General features: G+C 60.6%; 15 protein-coding genes. 2 read left to right on the top strand and 13 right to left on the bottom strand.

Features of this window, described 5'->3' with window-relative positions; translation table 11 throughout:
• Positions 1 to 33 precede the first annotated feature (33 nt).
• Positions 34 to 642, top strand: coding sequence for a J domain-containing protein (locus ASD32_RS03680; protein WP_060636553.1), 609 nt, complete (start codon positions 34 to 36; stop codon positions 640 to 642).
• Positions 643 to 768: 126 nt separating this feature from the next.
• Here ASD32_RS03680 and ASD32_RS03675 read toward each other — a convergent pair whose 3' ends face one another.
• The 7 genes from ASD32_RS03675 to ASD32_RS03645 all read right to left on the bottom strand — a co-directional run bounded on the left by ASD32_RS03675 (position 769) and on the right by ASD32_RS03645 (position 8,036).
• Positions 769 to 2,388: a dihydroxyacetone kinase subunit DhaK gene (locus tag ASD32_RS03675; protein ID WP_060636552.1), complete on the bottom strand. Its 1,620-nt coding sequence runs from the start codon at positions 2,386 to 2,388 to the stop codon at positions 769 to 771.
• Positions 2,389 to 2,398: 10 nt separating this feature from the next.
• Positions 2,399 to 3,394, bottom strand: a complete 996-nt coding sequence (locus ASD32_RS03670) for an ABC transporter ATP-binding protein (RefSeq protein ID WP_060636551.1) — start codon at positions 3,392 to 3,394, stop codon at positions 2,399 to 2,401.
• Positions 3,387 to 4,484 (bottom strand): ABC transporter ATP-binding protein, encoded by a 1,098-nt coding sequence (locus tag ASD32_RS03665; protein WP_060636550.1) that lies wholly within the window; start codon positions 4,482 to 4,484, stop codon positions 3,387 to 3,389. The genes ASD32_RS03670 and ASD32_RS03665 overlap by 8 nt, the downstream gene beginning before the upstream one ends.
• Before the next feature lie 2 nt (positions 4,485 to 4,486).
• Entirely contained in the window at positions 4,487 to 4,675 is a 189-nt protein-coding gene (locus ASD32_RS03660; protein ID WP_060636549.1) for a hypothetical protein, read from the bottom strand.
• A complete protein-coding gene (locus ASD32_RS03655; RefSeq protein WP_060636548.1) occupies positions 4,672 to 5,613 on the bottom strand; it encodes a carbohydrate ABC transporter permease in 942 nt (313 codons plus the stop codon). Before ASD32_RS03655 ends, ASD32_RS03660 begins: the two co-directional genes overlap by 4 nt.
• Positions 5,610 to 6,593, bottom strand: coding sequence for a sugar ABC transporter permease (locus ASD32_RS03650; RefSeq protein WP_060636547.1), 984 nt, complete (start codon positions 6,591 to 6,593; stop codon positions 5,610 to 5,612). Before ASD32_RS03650 ends, ASD32_RS03655 begins: the two co-directional genes overlap by 4 nt.
• A 105-nt stretch (positions 6,594 to 6,698) precedes the next feature.
• Positions 6,699 to 8,036 carry an extracellular solute-binding protein gene (locus tag ASD32_RS03645; protein WP_162252634.1) on the bottom strand — a complete coding sequence of 446 codons (1,338 nt, stop codon included), beginning with the start codon at positions 8,034 to 8,036 and terminating at the stop codon, positions 6,699 to 6,701.
• 278 nt (positions 8,037 to 8,314) lie between these two features.
• Between ASD32_RS03645 and ASD32_RS03640 the strand changes: the two genes are divergently transcribed.
• Positions 8,315 to 9,337: a LacI family DNA-binding transcriptional regulator gene (locus tag ASD32_RS03640; protein ID WP_060636881.1), complete on the top strand. Its 1,023-nt coding sequence runs from the start codon at positions 8,315 to 8,317 to the stop codon at positions 9,335 to 9,337.
• Between the two features lie 25 nt (positions 9,338 to 9,362).
• On the opposite strand, the gene ASD32_RS03635 is transcribed toward ASD32_RS03640, so the two are convergent.
• The 6 genes from ASD32_RS03635 to ASD32_RS03610 all read right to left on the bottom strand — a co-directional run bounded on the left by ASD32_RS03635 (position 9,363) and on the right by ASD32_RS03610 (position 16,023).
• Positions 9,363 to 10,628 carry an SfnB family sulfur acquisition oxidoreductase gene (locus ASD32_RS03635; RefSeq protein WP_060636546.1) on the bottom strand — a complete coding sequence of 422 codons (1,266 nt, stop codon included), beginning with the start codon at positions 10,626 to 10,628 and terminating at the stop codon, positions 9,363 to 9,365.
• 83 nt (positions 10,629 to 10,711) lie between these two features.
• Entirely contained in the window at positions 10,712 to 11,524 is an 813-nt protein-coding gene (locus tag ASD32_RS03630) for a MetQ/NlpA family ABC transporter substrate-binding protein (protein ID WP_060636545.1), read from the bottom strand.
• 20 nt (positions 11,525 to 11,544) lie between these two features.
• On the bottom strand, positions 11,545 to 12,204 hold the full coding sequence (locus ASD32_RS03625) for a methionine ABC transporter permease (protein WP_060636544.1): 660 nt from the start codon (positions 12,202 to 12,204) through the stop codon (positions 11,545 to 11,547).
• Positions 12,194 to 13,291 carry a methionine ABC transporter ATP-binding protein gene (locus tag ASD32_RS03620; RefSeq protein ID WP_082546627.1) on the bottom strand — a complete coding sequence of 366 codons (1,098 nt, stop codon included), beginning with the start codon at positions 13,289 to 13,291 and terminating at the stop codon, positions 12,194 to 12,196. The genes ASD32_RS03625 and ASD32_RS03620 overlap by 11 nt, the downstream gene beginning before the upstream one ends.
• A gap of 6 nt (positions 13,292 to 13,297) precedes the next feature.
• Positions 13,298 to 14,527 (bottom strand): acyl-CoA dehydrogenase family protein, encoded by a 1,230-nt coding sequence (locus tag ASD32_RS03615; RefSeq protein ID WP_060636879.1) that lies wholly within the window; start codon positions 14,525 to 14,527, stop codon positions 13,298 to 13,300.
• A gap of 80 nt (positions 14,528 to 14,607) precedes the next feature.
• Complete coding sequence (locus ASD32_RS03610; protein WP_060636543.1) at positions 14,608 to 16,023, bottom strand: LLM class flavin-dependent oxidoreductase; 1,416 nt, start codon at positions 16,021 to 16,023, stop codon at positions 14,608 to 14,610.
• Between the last annotated feature and the right edge of the window lie 329 nt (positions 16,024 to 16,352).

The following is a 16,352-nucleotide window of genomic DNA, read 5'->3' as shown; positions in this document are numbered from 1 at the left end:
CCGAGAAGAGGCCTCTGCCTCCATAAAGGTCCCATGACACTTGATTCGAAAATATTCGTTGGCCTGAAATCCACGCGTAAAAAGCAGGCGCCCGACAGCGAGCCCACCGGCCCGAAATGCCAATGGGACGGCTGCGACAAGAAAGGCACGCATCGTGCGCCGGTCGGGCGGGATGCGGAAGGCCTGTATCTGCTGTTCTGTCTTGAGCACGTGAAGGAATACAACAAGGGATATAATTTCGCCACCGGCCTGTCTGACGCCGACATCGCACGCTACCAGCGGGAAGCGACCACGGGCGGGCGCCCGACATGGGGGACCAGCGTCAACCAGGCGAGCGAAATCCCGATCCCGTCCACCGTTCGCTCCGGATCGGCAAAAGCATTGAACGCGCGCAAAAATGCAGCGCAGCGCCAGGCGCAAAAGGCCAATCTCCAGGTGCGCAAGCTCAAGGTTCTCGAAGCCAAGGCGTTCGAAACACTCGGTCTTTCACACGATGCGACAGCCGAGGAGATCAAGACCCGCTACAAGGAACGGCTGAAAATGCATCATCCCGATGCCAATCAGGGAAACCGGACCTCGGAAGACGAACTTCGCGCCTCCATCGAGGCGCACAAGATCCTGAAGCTGAACGGCTTCTGTTGACAGGTCCCTCCAGGGTGCTCTGGATGGACACATCGTCTCACGCATCGAACGGATAAACGGCCTGCGGGAGCAACGCCCGCCGCCTTTGACGGCGGCACGCCCTGCCCCGCTGCCTGCGTGATCAAATCACCTCGCCAGATGCTCAAACAGGCGTGCCACTGCCTCGGCACCCGGATCGATATGGCCTTCCAGCTGTTTCGCATTGATATAGGCGGCACGGCCGGCTTTTGCCTTGAGCATGCCCGCCGTGCGGTTTGCGCCAGTGCGGGCGGCGGCGGCGGCCGGTTTGATACCCGTCTCCAGTGCATCGAGGGCGGGTGACAGCGCATCCACCATCGTCCGGTCGCCAAGGTCAGCGCCGCCGATTTCCTGCATGCGGGCAAGGCCTGCCTTTAACGAATCCGCCATCGGCAGGCCGCTTGAGGCCGCGTCTCCGGCCGCCGCAAAGAAGATGGCAAGCAGCACGCCGGAGGAGCCGCCCATCGTCTGGTTCAGTTCCTGGCCAATGGCGCGATAGAGTTGGGTATGGTCCGAGAGCGGCAGGCGATCGATCGCATTGATGAGGGCGCGTGCAGCGCCTGCAAGTGTCGATCCCGTATCGCCGTCACCCGACTTGGCATCCAGCGCATTCAGATCTTCTTCCGCTGCAATCAGGACCTTGCAGCAATCGACGAGGAAGTCGCGCGTCTCCTGGTGATTGGACGGCTGCGGCGTGATCGGCGTCAAGCCGTCTGGCAGCACGTCGATCCGGATGGGTTTGACAGTGGATAGTCCCGGCCAGGCCGCAATGGAAACCGGGGCGCTCAAGGCCTGGATATCGGCTTCATCGGCCGGATAGAGCGAGATGGAAAAGCCCTGCATGTCGAGCGATGTCATCATGGGTGCCGGCCCAACAACATGCGAAATCCGGCTGCCGATCGATGAGCCAATCAGTTCATGGGTCAGGACCGACATTTCAAGGGCCGACGTGCCGCCGAGATTGTTGATCAGCGCAACATGCGGGCGCTCATCGATGGCAGCGGCCAGTTTGTCCGCCACGGCCTGCATCGCGTTTTTTGCGCCGGTGAATGCGATCTGTTCCACACCGGCTTCGCCGTGGATGCCAAGGCCGAGTTCGGCCATGCCAACGGGAATGCGGTCTTCTTTCGGTGATCCCGGAACCGTGCAAGTGTCGAGCGACATGCCGATGCTCTTTGCCCCGGATATGACGCGGCGGGCGGCGGCCGTGACTGTTTCAAGATCGGCGCCGCCTTGCGCAAGGGCGCCTGCGATCTTGTGGACGAAGAGCGTTCCTGCCACACCGCGCGCCTGCGGCAGATCCGGCAAGGCGACGTCGTCGCCGATGATGACCATATTGACGTTGAGGCCGAAGGCCCGGGCGCGCTCCGCCGCCAGCCCGAAGTTCAGCCGGTCGCCGGTATAGTTCTTGACGATCAAAAGGCATCCGGCGGGGCCTGTTACGGCGAGGATTCCGGCGAGAACCGCATCGACGCTCGGCGAGGCAAAGACGTCGCCGCAGACGGCGGCTGTCAACATTCCCTTGCCGACAAAACCGGCATGTGCCGGCTCGTGCCCGGAGCCGCCGCCCGAGACCAGCGCCACCTGCGATTTGTCCCAATCGCCGCGCAAGACCACGCGAATATGCGGGTAACCATCGAGACGCACTAGCGCGCCACCGCTCACGGCCAGGAGGCCATCAATCGCCTCGGTGACCAGGTCTTCCCGCGTGTTGATAAACTGTGCCATATCTCTTCCCTTAGCTTAAGCGCATGCCGTCCGCATCGAAGTAGAGCGGCTTGTCCGGCTGGATTTTGACGATGTCCCCGCTCCTCAGCCGCGTGTGGGCCTCGGTCACGGTGACGATGTCTTTTGTCTTGAAGACCAGGTGAAGGCGCGTCTGATCGCCAAGATGCTCGACGCGTTTGACCAGCGCCTCCTGACCTTCGCCTTGCGTAATATGCTCCGGCCGCAGGCCGATATTCACGGCTCCCGGCGGTGCGCCGGGGAACGTATCGGCGGCGAGCACATTGATGCGCGGCTGCCCGAGCCGTGTTGCCGTATAGAGGCTCACCGGACGCTCGTAGATTTCGCGCGGCGATCCGAACTGGACCAGCCTGCCTTCGTTGAGAACGCCGATATGGGTCGCCATCGTCATCGCCTCGATCTGATCATGGGTGACGTAAAGCAGAGTGGCGCCGGAATTGGCCTGGATGCTCTTCAACTCGACGCGCAGGTCAGCCCGCAGCTTGGCGTCAAGCGAGGAGAGCGGCTCATCCATCAGATAGATCTGCGGATTGCGCACAAGCGCTCTGCCGATCGAGACGCGCTGCATCTCGCCGCCCGAAAGGTTGGTCGCCTTGTTGTCGAGCTTATGGGAAATCTGCAGCATCTCCGCAATCGCGTTCACCTTGCGCTCGATCTCGGCCTTCGGCGTCCGCAAAAGCGGTGACTTCAACGGGAATTCGAGGTTCTGCCGAACGGTCAAATGTGGGTAGAGGGAATATTGCTGAAATACCATTGCAACATTGCGCTCGGCGGGTGTGAGGTTTGTAACGGAACGGCCGGCGAAAGAGATATTGCCGCTATCGGGCTTGTCCAGTCCCGACACCATACGCAGCGTCGTGGTTTTTCCCGCACCGGTCGGGCCGAGCAGAACCACGAAGGAACCGCCGGGGATCGTCAGCGACAGGCTGTTGAGCGCCGCGTGGCCGGCAAAGGTCTTTGTCACGTTTTCCAGGACGACATCAACCATGGCGCAAGACCCTCTCATTGGCTTCAGACAGCAAGGCCTGCCCCTTCACGCCATCAAAGACCGTGAGGGTTTGCCGGTCGAATTCGAGACCAATGATCTCCCCCGCCGTTGCCGATTGCCTTGCCGGGGTGCGCGCCTTGATCTCCCCGTTGGGGGTCGCCATCGTGACGATCTGCGTCGTGCCGAGATATTCGGTGGCAAGCACCCGTCCGCGATAGGCCGACGCATCGGAAAAGCGGATATGTTCGGGCCGCACGCCCATGGTCAGCTTGCCGCTCAAACCCTGCCTCGACACGGGGATATCGATCCGGTGTCCGGAGAGCTCGATAGCGTCGCTGCCCGTGCCGATCATACCGTCGAAGTCGAAGAAATTCATGGCCGGGGAACCGATGAATTTGGCGACAAATTTGGTTGCCGGCCAATCATAGATATCCTGCGGCTTGCCGAACTGTTCGACGACGCCATGGTTCATCACGACGATCTTGTCGCCCATCTGCATGGCTTCGAGCTGGTCATGGGTAACGTAAACCGTGGTGGCGCCAATACGGTCGTGAAGGGCGCGCAACTCCTCGGCCATATGCTCGCGAAACTCCGCATCGAGCGCGCCCAGCGGCTCATCCATGAAAAAGGCCTTGGGACGGCGCACGATCGCGCGGCCAAGCGCAACACGCTGCCGGTCGCCGCCCGACAATCCGCCAACCGGCCGGTCCAGAATGCTTTCGATCTTGAGAATACGCGCGACCTCTTCCACACGGCTTTTTGCCTCGGTGCGGGACATTCCCTGGCTCAGAAGCGGATAGGAGATATTCCTGCGCACATTCATATGCGGATAGAGCGCAAACATCTGGAAGACAAAGGCGATGTCGCGTTGACTGGCCGGCTTCATGCCGACTTCCTCGCCATCGATGTAGATTTCACCACTGGTCGGCAGTTCGAGGCCCGCCATCATCCGCAAGGTCGTCGTCTTGCCGCAGCCGGACGGCCCCAAAAGCATGAAGAACTCGCCGTCCTCCACCGTAAACGAGGAGGACTGGACGGCCGTGAAGGCTCCGAACTCCTTGCGCACATTCTGAATTCTGATCTGTGCCATGGTTACTCCGGAAAATGACTGACGATGATGAACATCACGGTGCCCACCAGGGTGACGATGAAGGAGGCCGAGTAGAGCGACAGCGAAAACGGCTGCATCAGCATGAAGACGCCGAGCGCGATGAGGATCGACGCAAGCATCTCCCAGGCGCCACGCTTGAAGCCGCTGATACCCTTGATGAATTCGGTCATTTGCGGACAGCTCCAAATGTGATGCCGCGCAACAGATGCTTGCGAAGGACGATCGTGAAAATCATGACGGGCACGAGAAACAGCGTCGCACCGGCCGCCACAGCCGGCCAATCCTGGCCGCCGACACCGATGATGGTGGGAATGAAGGGCGGTGCGGTCTGGGCCGTGCCCGATGTGAGGAGAACGGCAAAGGCATATTCGTTCCAGGCAAAGATCAGGCAGAAGATCGCCGTCGATGCAATGCCGGTCATGGCCTGCGGCAGGACGACCTTGTAGAAAGCCTGAAAGCGCGTGTAGCCATCGATCAGCGCCGCCTCTTCGTATTCGATCGGGATTTCGTCGATGAACCCCTTCAAGAGCCAGACGGCCAGCGACAGGTTGACGGCCGTATAGAGCAGGATCATGCCGGCATGCGTGTCGTTCAGCCCGAGAGACCGGAACATCAGGAAAATCGGGATGGCGACCGCGATCGGCGGCATCATGCGCGTCGACAGGATGAAGAAGAGCAGATCATCCTTCAGCGGCACCTTGAAGCGCGAAAACGCATAGGCTGCGGCCGTCCCGAGAACGATACACAGAACGGTCGAGCCAAAACCGATGATCATCGAATTGGAGAACCGCTCCAGGAAGCGCGACGGGCCGGCAATGATGAACCCGTCCTTGCGCACGATGCGGTCATACCAGGTGTTGGGCTCGCCGAGTTCCTTCAAATCCTGTTCGGTCGCCCGGGTCCTCGTGGTGAACAGGTTGACATAGCCTTCAAGGGTCGGCTCGAAGAGGGTCTTGGGCGGATAGGCGATGGCGTCGGACGGCGACTTGAAGCTTGTCGCGATGATCCATAGCAGCGGCAGGATGGTGATCAGGGCATAGAGGACGACAAGCGTTCCGGCAGCCCATTTCTGACGAGCCGAAGGCTCTGTGACGGAATAGCTGCTCATCTCTGCTTCACCTTGTTAAGCGCTTTGACGTAGATCGACGCGAGGCCGAAGACGGTCACGAACAGGATGACCGCGTAGGCCGACGCATATCCCGTGCGCCATTTCTCAAACGCTTCGCGCTTCAGGTTGATGGAGGTCAGTTCCGTGACCGAGCCCGGCCCTCCCCCGGTCAGCTGAACCACGAGGTCGAACATCTTGAAGTTTTCGATCCCCCGGAACAGCACGGCCAGCATCAGGAACGGCAGCACCATGGGAATGGTGATCGTCCAGAACTGGCGCCATTTGCTGGCGCGGTCGCATTCGGCCGCCTCATAGATGCTGCTGGGTATGGAGCGCAGGCCCGCAAGGCAGATCAGCATGACGAACGGCGTCCACATCCAGGTATCGACGATGACGATCGCCCAAGGTGCCAGCGCAACATCGCCGATCATCGAGAAGGCGGATGGGTCGGTTCCAGTGAGATAGCCGACCGCGTAATTGAACAGGCCGATTTGCGGCTGGTAGAGAAAGGTCCAGAAATTTCCGACGACGGCAGGGCTCAGCATCATCGGCAGGACGATGATCGTCGTCCACAGGTCGTTGCCGCGGAATTTCTTGTTGATCAGATAGGCGAGCGCGAAGCCAATCAGGACCTGCAGGACGATCGTCCAGATCAGGAAATGCGCTGTCGCCTGCATCGTCTGCCAGATATCGCCGTCAGTGAGGACGCTGATGTAATTCTTCAGTCCGACGAACTGCACCTCGGCATTGGGGCGGTTGACGCGGAAATTGGTAAAACTCAGCCGGACTGTCCAGATCAAGGGAAAGATATTGACGGCGAGCAGCAGGAAAATGGATGGCGCCACGAACAGCCAGGCGATCGCTCTATCCGAGAGCCCCCGGTTGCGCTTGGACACACCATTGCGTTTGGACACGCCACTGCTTTCGGGCAGAGCGGGCGGCGTTTCGCCCACAGCCTGGCCGGCCGGTGAATCGAGCATGGTATTCCCCTCAAATCAGAAGCAGCATCACTCACAAGGACCGGCCGGCCACCAGCCGGTCCTGCGCGGGCACTCTCACCCGCAGAAAGCTCAGGCGGCGGGCGCCTAATACTTGTCCTCGTCTTCGAAGATCGCCTTCCAGTCGGCCGCAAGGCCATCGAGTGCTTCCTTGGCGGTGCCTTGGCCGGCAACGACATAGTTATGGAAACGCTTCTGCGATGCCTGCAGCAGCGAGGCATAGGACGGCTCTGCCCAGAAATCCTTCACGATGGCCATGGAATCCAGGAAGGTCTGGGCATAGGGCTGGCTCTTGGCAAATCCCGGATCCTCGACCACGGCGCGAAGAGCGGAGTAGCCGCCCAGCTGCCACCACTTGGCTTGCACGTCGGGCTGGGCAAACCACTTGATATACTCAAGCGCTGCATCCTGCTTTTCGGAAACGGCCACCACCGAGATGCCCTGGCCGCCGAGCTGGGCAAATTGCTTGCCATCCGGTCCGGCCGGATTGGGGAAGTAGCCGGACTTGTCACCGCCGACATTGGGGTCGGCATTGATGCCGGGCCATGTGAAGGCGAAGTTCATCTGCAGCGCCACCTGGCCGGATTTATAGGCGTCGATATTCTCCGACATATAGGCATCGGACGATCCGGGAGGAGCGCAGCAATTGTAGAGTTCCTTGTAGAATTCCAGGCCCTTCACCGACTTCTCGGAATTGACATATCCTTCAAGCTCATAGGGCTTGTCTGGGTTCTGATATTCGAAACCGTAGCTGTACAGCACGTCCATCGCGCCCATGGTGATGCCTTCGGAGCCGCGCTCGGTATAGATCGCAGCGCCATAGACCGTCTTGCCGTCGATCACCCGGCCCTGGAAAAACTCCGCGATATGCTTCAGCTCTTCAAAGGTCTTGGGAACGGCAAGATCATGCCCGTATTTTTGCTTGAACTCGGCCTGGAGTTCGGGCCGTGAGAACCAGTCCTTGCGGTAGCTCCAGCCGACGACATCGCCGAAAGCGGGAAGCGCCCAATAATTTGGCGTTCCCTTGGGCCATTCGGAATAGCCGGTAACGGTCGCCGGGATGAAATCGCTCATCTTGATGCCTTCCTTGTCGAAGAAATCATTGAGCTTCACATATTGGCCGTTTTCCGCAGCGCCGCCGATCCATTGGCTGTCGCCGATCATCAGATCGCAAAGCTTGCCGCCCGAATTCAGCTCGTTGAGCATGCGGTCCGCAAAGTTGGGCCAGGGAACGAATTCGAAATGCATCGTGTTGCCCGATTTGGCCTCGAAATCCTTGCTGAGCGATACCAGCGCATTGGCCGGATCCCATGCCGCCCAGCACAAAGTTAGGTCTTCAGCCTGCGCGGATGTCGTCGCGCCGAACGACGCGAGACCGGTCACGACGCCGGCCGCAACTGCCGATTTCAGATATGAACGTGGCATGAAATCTCCTCCCTAGTGACACTCCGACCTCCATCGGCATGTGTCTGAATGCTCTCCTCGAGCACTATTCAAGACCGGCTCAAAAGCCAGCCCTCCCTCCAACATCCGGCTTCGCAGTCCATCGACCGTCTGTGCCGCCGTCGTTAGGATGGTATAACTGAGGTGCGCACCTCAATGCAAGATGATTTTGAGGTGCGCACTTCAATTTCTTGCTTTTTTGCGCAAACTGTTGGAAAACGGCGGTGGACGATGCGTGAGAAACGGAAAGACATTCGATGATACGACCCACCGCGAAGGATCTGGCGGAAGCCGCCGGCGTCAGCCTGGCAACTGTCGACCGGGTGCTGAACGACAGGCCGAATGTCAGTGCCCGAGCCTCGCGGCGGGTTCAGGAAGCCATTGAAAAAATTGGTTTTGTCCGCAATCTTGCGGCCGTGGCCCTTGCCCGCAACAAGATCTACCGGTTCCGCTTCGTCCTGCCCAGCAAGGGAGACCAGTACCTGCTGGAACTGTTGAACCGCGTCGGGGAAGCCAGCCGGACGCTCAAGTCCGATCTGACCGAGATCACTGTCGATCAGATTGCGACCGACGATCCCTACCAACTGTCGCGGCATCTGGCGGCGATCGAAACCGAAGAGGTGGATGGCGTCGCCGTGATGGCCCCGGAATCGCCACAGGTGCGCGACGCTTTAAGCCGTCTGATGACACGCGGCATTCATCTTGTGCAATTTCTATCCGGCCAGGAAAAATTGAAAACCGCCGATTTTGTCGGCGTCGACAATTTCGCCGCAGGCGCCACGGCCGGCCGGATCATCGGCCGCTTTCTCGGCAAAGAGCCCGGCAAGATCATGATCGTCGCCGAAACCATGGTGGCGCGCGACAGTATCGAGCGCCGCCGCGGGTTCGACAGCATCATCAACGAACAGTTTCCGCATCTGCGCGCCCTGCCATCACTTGAAACCTATGGGGATAGGAGCCGGGCCGCCGCGATCATTCAAAATGTCGTTGCGCGTCACCATGATATCAGGGCGGCCTATGTGATGAGCCCGGAAAGCCGCATCCCGGTCTCGGCGATCTCAGAGCACGCCGACCTGCAAAAGGTCACCGTCGTCGTTCATGAGCGCACGCCGTTCAGCGAGGAAGCCCTGCGCACCGGACGCATCGACGCCATCATTGCGCAGGACCCCGGCCACGCGGTGCGCAGTGCCGTGCGCATCATGCGCGCCCGCGCCGACTTGCGCGACCCGATTGCCGCCCAGGAAAAGATCCGGATTGAGGTTCTGCTGAAAGAAAACCTCTGAGCAAAATTCCGACCCGCCCGCTCCGTCAAATCCAGGAATGCAGCGGCGGCTGGATGTCGTTGAGATAGAACTGGCCGATCGCGTGCAGTTTCCAGCGCACGGGATCGTGCAGCGTGTGGGTGCGCGCGTCGCGCCAGAAACGGTCGAGATTGTGCACGCCCAGCGTCGAGCGCGTTCCGGCAAGTTCGAACAGTTTGGACGAGGCAAGCAGCGCAATATCCGTGCTCAGCACCTTGGCTTCGGCAACCGCGATCTTGGCCAGACCGATCGTCTCCTCGCTGACCTCAGCGATCGTGGCATCGAGTTGCAGGCCGGCGCGCTCCAACAGGGCCTCGGCGGCATGCAGCTTGATTTTCAGATCGCCGATTGCCGCAATCGTATAGGGATCATCCGAGGCGCGCGCCTGGCCGCTATCGATCCATGGACGCGCATGATTGCGAACGAGGTCTATGGTCGCTTCGATAGCGCCTCTGGCGATGCCCGCATCGATGGCCGCGTGGATCAGCTGGCTCTGCGGTCCGACAGCGCTTGGATGTTCATAAACGATATGCGCTGGCAGGACGCGCGCGGCATCGACGAGGACATTGTCGATAATGACCGTGCCACTCGCAGTCGTCCGCTGCCCAAAGGCGGACCAGTCGTTGACGACCGTGAGGCCGGGTGCATCGCGGTCGGCGACGGCGACCACCACATGCCCGTCCTCATCAAGCGCGACGATGGGGACGAGATGGGCAAACAGCGCCCCGGTCGAATAGAATTTCTGGCCTTGAACGGCATAGCCGTCGCCATGCGCCTTCAAGGTCGTCTCGAAGGCCTCGACATTCTTGCCCTTGAATTCCGAAAACGCATTGCCGAGCCGCTGCCCGGCCAGCACCTTGCCGAAAAGATCGCGTTTCTGCGCTTCGCTTCCGGTCAACCGGATCACATCGATGATTTCGAAGCTGTTCTGGGCGATCTGGGTCAAGGAGGGGTCGCCGGATGCCAGCGTCGCAAAGACCTTGGCAAGCATGACCTGGGATACGCCGGCGCCGCCATACGCCTTGGGAATGGTGATGCCCCAAAGCCCGCTTTGCGAAAACAGATCGACCTCGGCAAAAGGCAACCGCCGCTCGCGGTCCCGCTCGACCGCCTCGGCCGCAAACAGTGGCTTGAGCTGTGCTGCGACGGCAAGTGCCTCGGCATCGTCACGGATCACGTGGGCCGCAATAGCCGGTTTTGCCGGAACCCATCCGGTGTCACCCGGCAGCAGGGGTGTTGCGAGAATGGCTGCGGCAGTGGCAGAGTTACTCATGGAAAACCGTCTTTGGCTGGTGTTGCATCGTGAAAACCCTGGCGGAGCCAGAAGCACCGCCAGGTTCGTAAGGCCGCGTTAAATCAGAAGGCAGCGACGATCTGGCCCTTGTAACGGTCCTCGATAAACTTGCGCGTTTCGGCGCTGTTCAAGGCCTTTGCAAGCTTTGCAATCCGCGGATCATCCTTGGTTTCCGGACGCGTGACCAGATATTCGCTCCAGACATTGTAGCCATCCTGGCCGCGATCGATCAGCAGCGCCTTGGACAGATCAAGCTTGGCCTCGAACACATAATTGCCGTTCAGCGCGCCGAGATCGACTTCGCCCAGTGCGCGCGGCAAAAGTGCCGATTCAAGCTCGACGATCTTCAGGTTCTTGGGGTTGTCCACCACGTCCTTGAGGGTCGGCAGCTTGTCGTCCGGCGAGGTGAGTTCCGGCTTGCCGCTGACCTTGATCAGCCCGAGCTTTTGCAACAGCAGCAAGCCACGCCCGCCGTTGACGGGGTCGTTGGGGATCGCCACCGTCGCGCCATCGGCCAGTTGGTCGATCGCGCTGATCTTGGTGGAATAGGCGACGAACGGCTCGATGTGAACCGGAACGATCGGGACGAGACCCGTTCCGCGCTCCTTGTTGTAATCGTTGAGGAACGGCCGGTACTGGTAATAATTGGCGTCGAGTTCGCCGGAAACGAGCTGCGCATTCGGCTGGATATAATCGGTAAAGACGCGGATATCGAGGTCGAGGCCTTCCTTGGCGACGATCGGCTTGACGAATTCAAGGATTTCCGCGTGCGGAATGGCGGTCGCGCCGACGATGAGCGTATCGGCAGCCTTTGCCGCCTGCGACAGGCCGAATGCCATAGCGGCCGCGAAGGTCAGAGTTTTCAGAATGCGCATGCGTATCCTCCTATATGGGTTCATTTTCGGGAAAAGTGGGAGACGAGCCGGTTGCCGGCCGCCTGGATGAGTTGGACGAAGACGATGAGGATGACCACGCAGACCAGCATGATTTCCGTCTGGAAGCGGTGATAGCCATAGCGGATCGCCAGGTCTCCAAGACCGCCGCCGCCGATCGCGCCGGACATGGCGGTGTAATCGACCAGAACGATCGCCGTGACGGTCACCGCAGCCAGAAGGCTCGGCAGGGCCTCCGGCAGGACCGCGCGGAAAATCGTCTGCGTGGTAGAGGCGCCCATCGCCTGGCTCGCCTCGATAATCCCTCCATCGACCTCGCGCAGCGCCGTCTCGACCAGCCGCGCAAAGAAGGGAGCCGTGCCGATCACCAGTGGAAAGATCACGCCGCGAATGCCAAGCGACGTACCGGTGACGATCACCGTAATGGGCATCAGGACAATCAGAAGGATGATGAAGGGGACGGAGCGAATGATGTTCAGGACGAAGGACAGACCGCCATAGGCAAGCGGCTGCGAAAAGATCTGCTGGCGTCCGGTCAGATATAGGAGAATTCCCAGAGGCAGCCCCAGAAGCACCGTCAAGGACAGCGCGCCCCCGACCATGGCCAGCGTTTGCGACAGGGCCTTGACGATATCGGCCCAGTAGAGGTTCTCAAACGACATGACGAAGGCCTCCGTCCCTGTGCAGAGCCGGCAAGGGCGTCAGCGAAGGCCTCTTTTCCCCATCCGCGTCATGGAGCTCACCGCCATGGACTTCGACCGTGACGCCGCCGGCGCGCAATCCGGCAATGGCGCCCGCGACATCCTGCCCGGAGAGCGACACGGTGAATTGCGCATAGGGGGTGTCGCGGATATTGCCCACCCGGCCGGCGAGGATCTGGTAATCGGCGCCGTGTTCGCGGGCAATCTTGCCAAGCAGCGGCTTGCGCGCCGCATCGTTGAGGAATGTCAGCCGCACGATCCGCCCCGACACGCCGGCGGCTGCGATATTGCTCAAAAGCCCGCCATCGGGTTCGGCTTCCCGCACCAGTTTCAACGTCGCCTCGTGTTGCGGATGCAGGAAGACCTGCGTGACCGGCCCTGTCTCGACAACCCGCCCATGGTCGAGGACCGCGACACGATCGCAGGTGCGGCGAACGATATCCATCTCATGGGTAATGAGCACGATGGTCACGCCGAGGTCGCGGTTGATCTGCCGCAAAAGCTCAAGCACCGAGCCCGTGGTCTGCGGGTCGAGCGCGCTGGTCGCCTCGTCGCACAGAAGAACTTTCGGCGCGCAGGCAAGGGCGCGGGCGATCCCCACCCGCTGCTTCTGGCCGCCCGACAATTGCCGCGGATATTTTTGCGCATGGGCTTCAAGCCCGACCCGCGCCAGCAAGGTTTTGACCTTGTCCGCAATCTCGTGGCGGCCGTATTCGCCGGTCAGTTCCAGCGGATAGGCGACATTGCCGAAGACCGTGCGGGCGCTGAGCAAATTGAAATGCTGAAACACCATGCCGATCTGACGGCGCAAATCCCGCAGGTCCCCGCCCTTGAAATCCGTCACGGCGCGGCCGTCGACGATCACCTCGCCGCCGGTCGGGCGCTCCAGCAGATTGATCAGCCGGACCAGCGTGGATTTTCCAGCGCCGGAGGAGCCGATGATGCCGAAGATTTCTCCCTTGGCGATCGAAAGGTTGACGCCATCGAGTGCCGTGACGGCCCCGGTCTTTCCGGGAAAATCCTTCCTGATGTTTTCGAGCGTGATCATGACGGGTCAGACCGCACTCAGGCCAATGCGCCACTGATAGGGCGGCAAGGTGCCGTTGACGGAGAAATCGCCGATGATGCGGTCCTTGTAGATGCGCGGATTGTGCGATGCGAGCGTCCGCGCATTGCGCCAGTGCCGGTCAAGCCCTGACGGCTTCTTGGTGGCCGACGCGCCGAGCGCATCGAAGACGATGGTTGCTGCATCAAGAATGAGCGTCGAAACCACGGTCTGTGCCTGGGCGGTCTCCAGCTCGGCAACGGCATTTGCCGTCTCCTCCGCTTCGGGATCACCCGCAAAATGCGCATCGAAGGCCCGCTGCAGCGATTGCGCCGCCTGCAGGACGATGGCGCTGGCGCCATAGGCGTTGCTGCGGATCCGGCCGACGATTTGCAGGACCTGCGGGTCCTGGCTCGAACGGGGGCCGGCCGCATTGGTATAGGTCCGGCGGCGCTCAGCCACGGCCTTTGAGACATCATTGGTCAGCGCACGGCCGATCCCGGCGAGCGTTGCCAGATGCACCAGCTGGTAGAAAGCGGCGGAATACCGGAATTTCTCTTCGTCGATGATGACGTCGTCGGCTGAGATGTGCACATTGGTGAAGGTCGTCGTGCCGCTGGCCGTCAGCGTCTGGCCAAAACCATCCCAGTCGTCGATCACCTCGACACCGTCGGCATGGCGGCGCACGGAGACGGCAACGCCCTGCCCGTCCTCATTGCTCGCTCCGACATCGATCCAGTCGGCAAACAGCGAACCTGTCGTGTAATATTTGGTGCCGTTCAGAACCAGTTTGCCGTCTTTTCCGGAAACGCGCGTCGAAAAGCCTTCCTGCTTTGCCTCGCCGATTTCCGTCCAGGCATTACCGGCGATTTCGCCGCGCACCAGGCGTTCGGTCCAACGGGTTCGCCACGCGCCGCTGGCCTTGTTGACGATATCCTCGGCAAAGCCGAAATGACCGCGAAGCGCCTGCGTGATGTTGGAATCCGCCTCCGACAACTCAATGAGAAGATTGAAAAATTCCGGCAGCGTCGCCCCCTGCCCACCTTCTGCAACGGGAAGCCGCAAGGCTCCGAAACCGGCCTGTTTCAACCAGCCGATCTGCTCATGCGGCAGGCCGCGCTCGAGTTCGCGTTGCACCGCACCTTCAGCGATGCGGGCAAAGAGCGGCCGGAAACCTGCGGCCAGTGTTTCATAGCGCGGGCTTGGCCCGGCGCCCCATACCAAATCGACCTGGCTCACTGACGTTCCTGCATTCGTTTCCGGTTGATGGTAAAGGCCTGCGGCCGGTTTTGCGTGGCGTTCGAGAAGTGTGTCCCCCATCACGCACCCACCGTCTTCAGCTTGGGCTCGCCTTGCAGCTGGCGCGCCTTGACCGCCTCGATGTCACGGTAGCCGTCGGCCGGATGGGTCTTGGGCAGATAGGGGCCATCGCCAAAGAGCTTTTCTCTCAGCGTGCCCGGCTTGTAAGCGGTGGGATAGGCGCCGCGCTTTTGCAGTTCCGGCACGATATGGCCGACGACATCCTCGAAACTGTCGGGTGTCACCGCATAGGCGATGTTGAACCCATCGACACCGGTATCTTCGACCCATTCCTGCAGGATATCGGCAATCCGCTCAGGCGAGCCGACGAAGACGGGCCCCATGCCACCGATGCCGCCAAACTGCGCAAGCTCGTCGATCGTCCACGACGTATCGCCACCGGCAATATGTTCGACAAAGGAATGGATGGCGTTGGTCTCGATCTTCTTGACCACGTCCGTCGGCGCGTACTGGCCGAAATCGATGCCGCTCCAGCCGGACATGAAGGTGAGCGAGCCGTCATAGGAGACGTAGCTCTTGTACTCCTCGAACTTCTTTTGCGCTTTCTCTTCGGTTTCGTCGGTGATGATGGTGATCAGCGTGTAGATGAACACCTTCTTCGGATCGCGCCCGGCCTGGGCAATGCGTTCGCGGATGTCGGCGACATAGCCCTTGAGCACCGATTTCGTCGGTGCGGCGACGAAGATGCACTCGGCATGACCGGCGGCGAATGTCTTGCCCGGACCTGAAGCGCCCGCCTGGTAGAGAACCGGGGTGCGCTGCGGCGACGGCTCGCTGAGGTGATAGCCGGGCACATCGAAATATTTGCCCTTGTGGCCGATTTCGTGGACCTTGCTGGGGTCGGTGAAGATGCGGTTCTCGCGATCGCGCAAAACCGCCCCCTCCTCCCAGCTGCCCTCGAACAGCTTGTAGAGCACCTCGACATATTCGGTGGCGACCTCGTAGCGGTTGTCATGGCCGCGCAGCCCGCCCTGACCGATATTCTTGGCGCCGCTTTCCAGATAGGACGTGACGATGTTCCAGCCGACACGGCCCTTGGTGTGATGATCGGCCGTCGCCAGCCGGCGGGCAAAGGTGTAGGGGTGCTCGAACGAGGTCGATGCGGTGATGCCGATGCCGAGATGTTCGGTGGCGAGCGCGATGGGTGCTGCGAGCTGCAGCGGGTCGTTGACCGGGATCTGCGCCGCCTGATGGATCGCGTGATAATTGGTGCCCTTGTAGACATCATAGTAGCCGATGACATCGGCAATGAAGATGCCATCGAAGACGCCGCGCTCGAGCGTGCGGGCGAGATCCTGCCAGTAGTCGAGGTCCTTGTATTTCCATGACCGGTCGCGCGGATGCGACCACAATCCCGGCGATTGGTGGCCAACGCAGTTCATGTCGAAAGCGTTGAAGCGAATTTGACGGGCCATGGATATCTCCAGTTTCCAGACAGGCGGCGGTTGAAAACACCGCCAAAGCCGGAACAAAATAGCCGCAAATCCGCGCAAATACAGATAATCTATGTTTTTTATAATCTAAATAAGGAAATCCAATTCCATTTATATCGCCGCTCAGCCATGGCCGGACAGCCGCTGGTTGTTCATGCTTGCAAGGCTCACCCGGCCAAACATTTTGTGCCCGGCCGGTCCCTTTTTTGCTGCGGCCGGGCACACGCTACCGGAGCGCTTTTCCCCGTAAGCCGTGTCATCGGATTGCCAGCCCCTTGTCGTTGAACTTGTGCACGCGGCCTTGTTCGGGG

This window comes from Rhizobium sp. Root483D2, from assembly GCF_001426685.1.
Classification (GTDB): domain Bacteria; phylum Pseudomonadota; class Alphaproteobacteria; order Rhizobiales; family Rhizobiaceae; genus Pararhizobium; species Pararhizobium qamdonense.
This window is presented reverse-complemented; position numbering and strand designations above follow the sequence as displayed.